The 8,957-nt window shown below is 36.1% G+C and carries 8 protein-coding genes and 1 pseudogene; 5 read left to right on the forward strand and 4 right to left on the reverse strand.

The features are described 5' to 3' along the window. Nucleotides 1-180: helix-turn-helix domain-containing protein (locus tag F3741_12640; GenBank protein MZG31625.1), on the reverse strand; the 180-nt coding region annotated here is incomplete at its 3' end. 235 nt (nt 181-415) lie between these two features. Continuing rightward, nucleotides 416-982, reverse strand: coding sequence for a hypothetical protein (locus F3741_12645; GenBank protein ID MZG31626.1), 567 nt, complete (start codon nt 980-982; stop codon nt 416-418). Between the two features lie 468 nt (nt 983-1,450). Between F3741_12645 and F3741_12650 the strand changes: the two genes are divergently transcribed. The 3 genes from F3741_12650 to F3741_12660 all read left to right on the forward strand — a co-directional run bounded on the left by F3741_12650 (nt 1,451) and on the right by F3741_12660 (nt 5,919). Continuing rightward, nucleotides 1,451-3,817 (forward strand): type II and III secretion system protein, encoded by a 2,367-nt coding sequence (locus tag F3741_12650; protein ID MZG31627.1) that lies wholly within the window; start codon nt 1,451-1,453, stop codon nt 3,815-3,817. Nucleotides 3,818-3,965: 148 nt separating this feature from the next. Further along, nucleotides 3,966-5,435, forward strand: a complete 1,470-nt coding sequence (locus tag F3741_12655) for a mechanosensitive ion channel (protein ID MZG31628.1) — start codon at nt 3,966-3,968, stop codon at nt 5,433-5,435. A gap of 100 nt (nt 5,436-5,535) precedes the next feature. Then, nucleotides 5,536-5,919 carry a hypothetical protein gene (locus F3741_12660; GenBank protein ID MZG31629.1) on the forward strand — a complete coding sequence of 128 codons (384 nt, stop codon included), beginning with the start codon at nt 5,536-5,538 and terminating at the stop codon, nt 5,917-5,919. Nucleotides 5,920-6,422: 503 nt separating this feature from the next. Here F3741_12660 and F3741_12665 read toward each other — a convergent pair. Together F3741_12665 and F3741_12670 are read right to left on the reverse strand one after the other, a co-directional pair. Then, a complete protein-coding gene (locus F3741_12665; protein ID MZG31630.1) occupies nt 6,423-6,899 on the reverse strand; it encodes a hypothetical protein in 477 nt (158 codons plus the stop codon). A gap of 630 nt (nt 6,900-7,529) precedes the next feature. Beyond that, entirely contained in the window at nt 7,530-7,736 is a 207-nt protein-coding gene (locus F3741_12670) for a hypothetical protein (GenBank protein ID MZG31631.1), read from the reverse strand. Between the two features lie 62 nt (nt 7,737-7,798). Here F3741_12670 and F3741_12675 point away from each other — a divergent pair. After that, nucleotides 7,799-8,177 (forward strand): annotated as a pseudogene (locus F3741_12675) (hypothetical protein). A gap of 300 nt (nt 8,178-8,477) precedes the next feature. Continuing rightward, the coding region (locus F3741_12680; protein MZG31632.1) for a hypothetical protein at nt 8,478-8,957 on the forward strand (480 nt) is incomplete at its 3' end.

Consider the following 8,957-nt stretch of genomic DNA (forward strand, 5'->3'; position numbering starts at 1 on the left):
AGGCCCTGGACTTCGATTGATCAGACCCGGTTCTCCTTTTTCCTCATAGGCCCGTTTCCATTCGTAGAAAGTAGTTCTTGAAATCCCAAAATAGCGGCAGGTTTTGGAAACGTTTTTAATTTTCTTGGCGTAGGTTAAAACTCTAAGTTTTCGGCTAATATCCCGTTCTTCTGGTGTCATCTCACGGTCTCCGGTTGAAAAGGTTCAATACTACCAAAACCTGTCAACCGATCTCGTGGATTTCAAAGGACGCCTATGCAGACCTTCGAGGATGGAAGGCCACTTTATCAACAATATGTTTTTCAAAACTCAGAGGAGGGAAAAGAAGCTGCTTAAAATCTGTAAAAATATCTTAACCGAGAGACCGATCTGTACATGCAAATCTTACGCAGGGCAATTAAACTATAGTCGCCATTTAAATAGGCGGGCAACTAAAAAGAGAGCGCCGCAACTCGACTTTAATAGCCCAATGATCCTCTTCTGTAAGCCCCTTTCGATTATTCATATCATGCCAGTTAAATAAGGCAGTTCTATAACATTTAATTAATTCTTTATACTTTCTAGATGTATCTATCTGAACATACAATTCTGCATCTAGGTCATCCAGAGATTCCATTAAAAAGCTTATATCCTCATTTAACTTATTTATCTCCGAATCTTTTTCTAATAAGGTTTTCGTTGTTTCTGAAAGCTCTGCGTCTTTAGCCACCAGTTTTTTTTCTAATTCCTTAATCTTATTAGAAAGATCTGTAGCTTTTGTTAATTGTTTATTCGGTTTGGTTGTCTTTTTGATTTGTTTTTGCTTTGTGGTTCTATTGATATTCGGGGTTTTGATAGAAGCTTTGTTATTGGTTTTCCCAAGCCTTTTAGTAGATAACTTATTGGGGGTTTTATTATTTATCTGGGCAAATCCGCTAATAGGTAATATCAGAATAGACATTAAAATAATAGCTTGGTAAAGATTATTATATTTCTTAAACATATTTTTTCCTTTCCCGGTAGTAGATTTGTTTCATCACACTAATAGATCTAATACTACAAATGACAAAGTCTTGTCTGCTACAAAAAAAGCGATACTTATTATACAAATACATAAAAAATGTATGTTTAAGTAAAGACATATTTTAAGTCTAACTTCTTATTGGTAATAAATAAACTTTTCACCTAGTCTCTCCACTAATGTTTCAATTTTTTCCATTTTTCCAAATCCCAATCGCATATAACCCTATTAAATACAATTACTTAAAAAATAAAAAGCTTCTCTAGAAATATTAAATATAAACTGAATAAACTACATTTTAGATTGAAAGTTCTAACTCAAAATGCTTTCCGCAAGAATTCGGAGAAGATCTTGTTTTTTTTGGTCTTGCCTCTAAACTATTATTTTATATAATTCAGAGGTTGAAGTTTATATTTGTCACATAGTATTGCCAAACTAAATGTATAAGTTATTTATAACTCTATTTCAGGTTTCTTAAGAGTATTGCAAAATAAATTGACAAAATTAATTAATGGTTTGTTGTTGATAATTCAAACCATTACTATTGGTTGTGCAATACCCAAAAATATTCCTCCCCCTAAAAAAGAAGTAGATCAGTTCAAGGAAAAGAGAGAGTCTTTAGAGGCAAAATGGCAATCATCACCTCTTTTTCAGGAAGGAACTAAACCATTAATAGAGCCCCAAAAAGAACTTTTTCTTCCGGAGGAAAAAAATAATATCCCCACATGCAAGGATATAGAAACAGGAAAGGAAAATGAGTTTTTATTGGCTGATCTGAAGAGCGAGTTAATTCAACTCTCCTACTCAAATATGGACCGCGTTGTCAATTCCCTGAATGTAATGGGTATGGAAACTATTTTAGCAACGGCACCAGTAGCCAAGCCTTATACAGTTGATAAACGTGGTAGGGCGACATACATTACACCCCCAAAAAATGTAGAAGTCCCTAAAACAACTTATACATGTTCACAGCTTCCCATTTTTTATAAACCTAAAGTAATACCTGTTAACTCATTGAGTGACGTTTTGAAAGGACCTGGAACAGCTGGGATGCGTACAGGATCAAGGTTTTCTTTTGTAGATATGGCATCGGTTGACTATGGGCTAAACGAGAGTTTGGTTGCTTTTTATCATCCAGAAAAAAAAGAACGTTTCAATAATATAATAAAAACAATCCGCGAAACAATAGATGCTGCGCCAGTTCAAGTATATATTGAGAGTATGGTTTTGGAAGTTAATGAGTCTGGGTTCGATAAGCTAGGTGTACTATACAAAAGCATAGGGCCGCAGGGTACAAATACATTTAGCGAGACATTTGAAGCTGGTGCAACAACAGTTTTAACTCCTAGTGCTGCGGCGGCAAGTTCTTCTACATTGCTCAAAGGAATTATTCAAAAAGGTGCAAGTGTTGGAAGCATAGCGGATATACTATCTCTTGAAATTCAAGCATTAGTTGCAAAAGGTTCTGCGGAGGTATTATCCCGACCTAGCGTTATCGCCTTAAACAATCGTCCTGCCATCATTGAAGTCACAGAGCAAAGACAATATCCAATCAGACAACAATCCACCTTTAATCAAAGTACAACAAATTTTTCTTACTCATTTCAAGAAGTAACCCCCGGTATTTTGTTACAAATAAGGCCAAGAGTTTCTGATGAAAACAATGATGTTGCGATGGAGATCGATGTTCAAGTAAAAGCGTTAGTATCTGATAATGATGGTAATGCAGTAAATGATAACGGAGATATTATTTCCACTAAACCAGGATCATCAACTAGACGCGTTCATACTTTTGCTATTGTGCCGAACAAAACTCCAATTATTATTGGTGGTCTGGTCTCAAAAGATAAGGAAAATAATTCCAATAAGTTACCTTTTTTTGGTGATCTTCCATTCATTGGAAACCTGTTTGGGGCTACATCTGCCTCAAATGAGAAGAGAGAAGTAATTGTAGTAATCACTCCCCACATCATCAATGATAACAAAAACATTGGCATTCAAAACCCGAAAGATACGGCCATGTTTGATGACATGAATATGGAGTTATTTCGTGATTCTTATAGAATTCGATCTGAAGATATGTTTGATCTTGGCTTTATTTATCGATCTAAAAAGTTTCAACAGTATAGGAATTATGTTCTAACTCGCGCGTCCAAAGATTCTAAGTTTGCTGGAACAGCAATAGCAAGAGATTATAATGGTGAACAGTTTCCCGGGGGCGATGCGTTGGTTGCGAGAATGATTTACGATATTGTAGGGAAACGTAATTTAGAAAAAGAAGTTTCTCAAGACAAAATTATTCTTACAGAACGCGCCGACGATGGAGGATTCAAAGATGTGGCTTTTCTCGAAAAAGCTTGGAAAGAAGCCCAGTCAAAATCCATAACATATTTGAAAGACTATGGTCTAGAGCTAAAGTTCTCAGAACAGAAAGCCAAAAGCAAATCTATAGAGCCTCATGTATCTATTAGAGTTTTACCAAGATCCGAAATTGATTTACTAACAGAGGTTACAAAAAAAGAAATAGTACCTGACCGAATTTTTATAGCCAAGGAAAAAGATATGAAAAAAATCAGAAAGGCTATAGTAGTTCGGGAAATATTAAAGTTAAACAAAAGCAAACATATTCTGGGAAGCCTTAATACTTTTAAAAAGGGGACGAAGTTGGTGTTGCCGGTTATTGATAAAGAGCGCCACTTCCTCTTAGATATGGATGTTGCGACCACTTATCATCAGATAAAATACTATTATGAAATACTTGAACAATCCCTACAAGAATCCTTTAATTTAGTTGAGAGTATAATTCAAAAGGATTAGGCGCTTATAAAAACCCTTGACGATCAATAAGATAAATCAAGGGCAAGCAATCAGTCATCCGGCTCTTGTTTACAATAACGGATTTAAATTCGTAGTTATTTTTCTGACGCAATCAAACAGTTCTTAAATTCTTCTTGGTTCAATTTTCATGGGAAAAAAAATCTTTCAGGCCGCATTTTTACCTGTTCTGGCTATTGCCTTTTTCTCAACGTGTCTTTTTGTGGAAAGTTTGTGGGGAGGTCTTGTCTTTCCTGCATGGTTTCAAAATGGCTTACTGAGTTTCCTAGAAGTCCTGAATTGGTTTGCAGGAGGTTGGCTTTTCAATCGAATGCTTTCCCTGCTTTTCTGGAACACATTAGTCAAAAAGATCCTCCATCATGACCCCCCTGTATTACTGGTTCAGTTATCTGGTATTTTTGTTTTAATTCTAACTTTATCTCTGGTAGCTCATTTTGTATTCCATGAACCTCTCACAACCCTCATAGCAGCTGCTGGTGGATTAGGTTTTGTTCTCGGGTTTGCAGTTCAAGGACTGATTTTGGATCTTTTTTCTGGTTTGGCTATTCAGATGGATCGTCCTTTTAAGGTAGGAGATTTTATTAATTGCCATAATCGGTTTGGAGATACCATGATTGGAAGAGTCGAGGAGACCACTTGGAGAACCACAAGACTATGGACAACAGATAGAAACCTGGTCATTGTGCCTAATAGCTATATAACTACGACAATTGTTACCAATTTCTCTATGCCCGAAGTTAATGCTCGATTTGATCTAGATTATACATTAGATTTCTCGGTTCCCTCTGAAAGGGCAATAGCCATTTTCAATGCTGCATTACTTGATTCTGTTGGATCAAAAGGACCATTAGCCAATCCCCGTCCAAAAACTATTTTAACTGGAGTTAACAGTGATGGTGCCGTTTATAAACTCAGGTATTATTTAGACCCTACATCAGTTTCTCCCTCTAAAGCCAGAAATACTATCAATGCCAAGGTGATGCATCATCTTACCTACGCAGGAATAACTCCATCGTATGATAGACAAGATATCTTTTATGAAAAGATGCCTAGCCAGAAGAGTTGGAGAAATAAGGATGATAGAATGCACCTTTTATCTAATATTGAGTTGTTTCATGACTTTTCCGACGAGCTTTTAGAATCTTTATCTAATAGTTTTAAATTAAAATCATTAAAGAGTAATGAATTTCTAATCAAACAAGGAGATGACGGTGAAAGCCTCTTTGTTTTAGTCGAAGGATTGTTGGATGTAAGTATACAGATGGGGGAGGAAGAAAAACACTTAACCTTGTTGGCACCAGGTTCTTTTCTTGGTGAAATGGCTCTTTTGACAGGAGAGAAACGTTCTGCAAATGTAAAAACATCAATTGACTCATTGATTGTAGAGTTGACAAAGGATTCTATCATGTCTCTGGCCACAACAAATCCTGAAATACTGGAAAAAATGACCTCAGCTGTAGCAAAGCGTCGTTTGAAAAATAAGGAAATGGAATCATTAAGCGATGATGATAAAAATGATGCAATCCAACAAGAGGAAGAGAATCTAATGGCTCGTGTTACAAACTTCTTTTTTGGCAGCAAACCAGATAAAGCAATATAGTCGGTAACATGGATAGGATTGTAAAGTAGAGAATATTTTATTGTTGTTAAATTAAGTTGATAGACAATATGATCGCAAGGTCGATTTAGGGGGATGAATAATGGGTAAGGGTGGAATTGACCACGAGAAAACAGTTTGGGATAAGAAATTTAAAGAAGATGTTAAGTCCGGAAGATTTTTTTGGGTTACAAATAAATCGGTTATAGATTTCAAGAGAGGACATTTCAAGAGCTTTTGGAAACTTTATGATAACCTTCCAAGTGAGGTTCAAAGTTTGGCAGAAAAAATATTTATTTCGATGAATGAAAAAACAAATGAGCCATCAAAAAATATTATCCGTGTTGGTCGATACTGGTCAATGCGGATTGGTGAAAAACACCGTGCTTTAGGGGTTGAAGTTGATGAAGATGGTCTATTATGGTGCTGGGTTGGAACTTACTCTGAATACAACAATTTTGTTGCGGAAATAAATAACAATAATTAATTGTAAGTATCAGGAATTTGGATCACATGACCTTTGCTACATTTGGATTTACAAGTATTGTAAAAACTTTTCTAAATCAGGATATTCAATGCCAAAACCGGCTGTTGACTTGTGGAAAACCTCTAGGTGGTTTACACGCAGGGCCAACAGGCTATTTGGATTTTTAAAAAAATACTCGTAGAAACGTCTTTGCGAGGAACCCACTCGACGTAGCCGTGATAACCTTTCATCAGGCTTCGTGCCCTGCAAGGGTAAATCTAGAAAGAAGCTGAATCGCCACACTCCCTTCGGTCGTTCGCGATGACATCTGCAAACTCTTTTCAACTTGTTTTACAAACTTTGTGCATGCAAATGTGACTATCTCGTATTATGAAAACCGCCTACGCGGAACCTGAAAAATAAATTTACTTTTTTAAAACCAGAAAGGACTTAACAGCACCCTGTTAAGTCCTTTCATGCTTCTTTATACACTCAGTGCAAAATTGCGGTAACCGCTTTCCGCACTAATTCAGGCTATTTATAAGGTCCTTAAATTCGCGCTCAGTAGTTGTTTTGTTTCCTAATGATTCGTACATTTTGGCATGAACTTCTTGAACCGTATTGGTTTTGTCTGATATTTTTCGGACCAATTTTTCACAATTATTGCTTTGTTTTTTTACCTTCTCGAGCAACCCCTTCATTTTAACCGCTTGCTGCTCTAGATTAAGCACGAGAATATTGAGACCGCGATTGTATCTATCTAAAAGTTTTAAATTTTTATCTAACTTCTTTTTCTTCTTGTAATATACAGTTGTTTCTTCGTAATCAATATCTATAGCCCTAATCATACGTTTTTGAATCTTATTAATTTCGCTACCCTCACGCTTCATTGATTTAGCTATCTCATCACAACTTTGTGCCTGTGCCCTAGTTGCAATAGATAGAATTGAAAGTAATAAAAACATAGTTAAGGATATTGAAATTGTTGTGACCCTTGTCATAACTCCTCCAAATCAATGCGTTAACAATAGATTTCAACAAAAATGTTTATTAAGTTTTAATTTTATACCAAAACCCTTTGTATTTGTAGGGGAAATTTTCACCGGCTCAGGAATTACCCGATGCCACCGCGGTGAATAATTGTTAATTTGAATGGATTCGAATCTTTGGCCTCTTGCTCAAGTCTGAATCCGAACACCCTAATTTAACCTTGATTTTATTTGGTTTTTCATGACGAACATGTTTAATCTGTTCGATTATAGATGCCGGCCATGTGCAGGACTTTCCATCATATAGTTATCAGAGCCCCCAAAACAATTTGATATAATCAAACGAAAGAGCCCAGCCCACATGGGATGGGCTCTTTTTGTAAATATTCTTGTATCGTTAATATTTAAACTTACTAACAAGTCCTTGTAAGTCGCTGGCGAGTTTTGAAAGCTCGTCTGCCGCATCTTTAGTTTAGTTAGAGCCCTGAGTGGTTTCTGTTGCCGGTGTAGCAACCCCGGTAATATTTTCAGCTATTTCGCCTACTCCTTATTGCAGCTTTAGCAACATTGCGTGACATTTCATTTGTGGTTGAGCTTTGTTTTTCAACAACACTGGTAATATTATTAGAAATATCTTTAATCTTACTTAATAACATTGCTTATTTCTTCAATCGCCTGAACAGCATCGCCCGTATCCGACTGAATGGTCTGGACCTTGTTGCTTATTTCGTCAGTAGCTTGCGCAGTTTGATTGGCCAACTCCTTAACCTCGTTGGTGACATGCTCTGAAGGGTTACAAACATGGGTCTTACGTTCAAGAAAGTTTGCTAGAGTCTTTGAGAAGACCATAACATTTAAGGTAGAATAAGATAACATCCAAAACAACAAATTCGTTCTATGGATTCAAAAATATGGATTTAGACGGTATCCATCATTTCGGATTGAATGTTAGTGATTTAGAAAGAGCTAAATCATTTTATACCCATGTTCTTAGTTTTAAAGTTTTAGGTCGATACCAAGGTGAAATTAGTCACTCCATGTTGTAAATAGGCTTTACTAAAATCCATTTTTTTGAATCAACTGATATAGAGTTTGATGACTCCATCACCCGCCTTAGTGAAGATGGCTATACTCATATCGCTTTTGGAATAAACAGGTAATAGTTTCCTCAAATAATGGAAGAATTTATCGAGCATAAAGTTCCATTTCGTGGACCGCTTATCTTGGAAAAAGGAGAATCTACATTTTAAAGACCCTGGTGGAAATCACCTTGAGATTCACTGCCTATAAGATTTAAATACCCTTTCATAAGCCAAATATTTTTGTTGAATCTCATAAAATAGTGCTTGTGTGAGATAGAGGAACGAAGAGCTAATGGCAATGGTGAATGCGTAAAATTTATTAGTATGAAGGCGTGATGTTTAGTATCGGTTTATCAAAGGTTTTCCTTAAACCCTAAAAATCTCAAATATTTATAGGTCCTAATTTAGTATTTTTTGTTATAAGATTATATCTAGAAATTATATATAGTGGTAAAGAGGATATCTTTTATTGTTAAAAATTTTACAAAATTAAATTGAGGAGATGCGTATGAAAATCAGATATATTAAATTTCCCATAAGGATTATTCTTCTAATATTTGTTGTGTTTTTATTATCCTTAGGTTCTGCGAATGCAAGTGACCCGAACATGCCTCCTTCGAACGGAAATGATGATCATACGGCTCATTGTGAAGCAATGGGAATGGCAGATGGATCACCTCACGTTGATCCGCCTCAGAATGTATTAGATCAAGTAGCAGCTGAATATGAAGCCAACTGCCAAGCTGGGAATTGTTTTTTAGGCGAAGGTAACTACCAGCTTTTAGAAAGTATGGGACATACCAGAGAAAAAGTTGATTGTTTCCTACAAGCAGGAGAGGACCACCATAATCAGCAACATGGTGGACAACACCAAGATCCTAATGGGCAAAACCAAAACCATAATGGACAACACCAAGATCCTAATGGGCAAAACCAAAACCATAATGGACAACACCAAGATCCTAATGGGCAAAACCAAAACCATAAT

It is taken from the genome of Nitrospinota bacterium (assembly GCA_009873635.1).
In the GTDB taxonomy this organism is placed as follows: Bacteria; Nitrospinota; Nitrospinia; order Nitrospinales; family VA-1; genus LS-NOB.

Excerpts from the sequence above, each read along its gene's own strand:
- F3741_12645 (MZG31626.1), bottom strand. The coding sequence starts at position 982 with ATGTTTAAGAAATATAATAATCTTTACCAAGCTATTATTTTAATGTCT.
- F3741_12655 (MZG31628.1), top strand. The coding sequence starts at position 3,966 with ATGGGAAAAAAAATCTTTCAGGCCGCATTTTTACCTGTTCTGGCTATT.
- F3741_12660 (MZG31629.1), top strand. The coding sequence starts at position 5,536 with ATGGGTAAGGGTGGAATTGACCACGAGAAAACAGTTTGGGATAAGAAA.
- F3741_12665 (MZG31630.1), bottom strand. The coding sequence starts at position 6,899 with ATGACAAGGGTCACAACAATTTCAATATCCTTAACTATGTTTTTATTA.
- F3741_12670 (MZG31631.1), bottom strand. The coding sequence starts at position 7,736 with ATGGTCTTCTCAAAGACTCTAGCAAACTTTCTTGAACGTAAGACCCAT.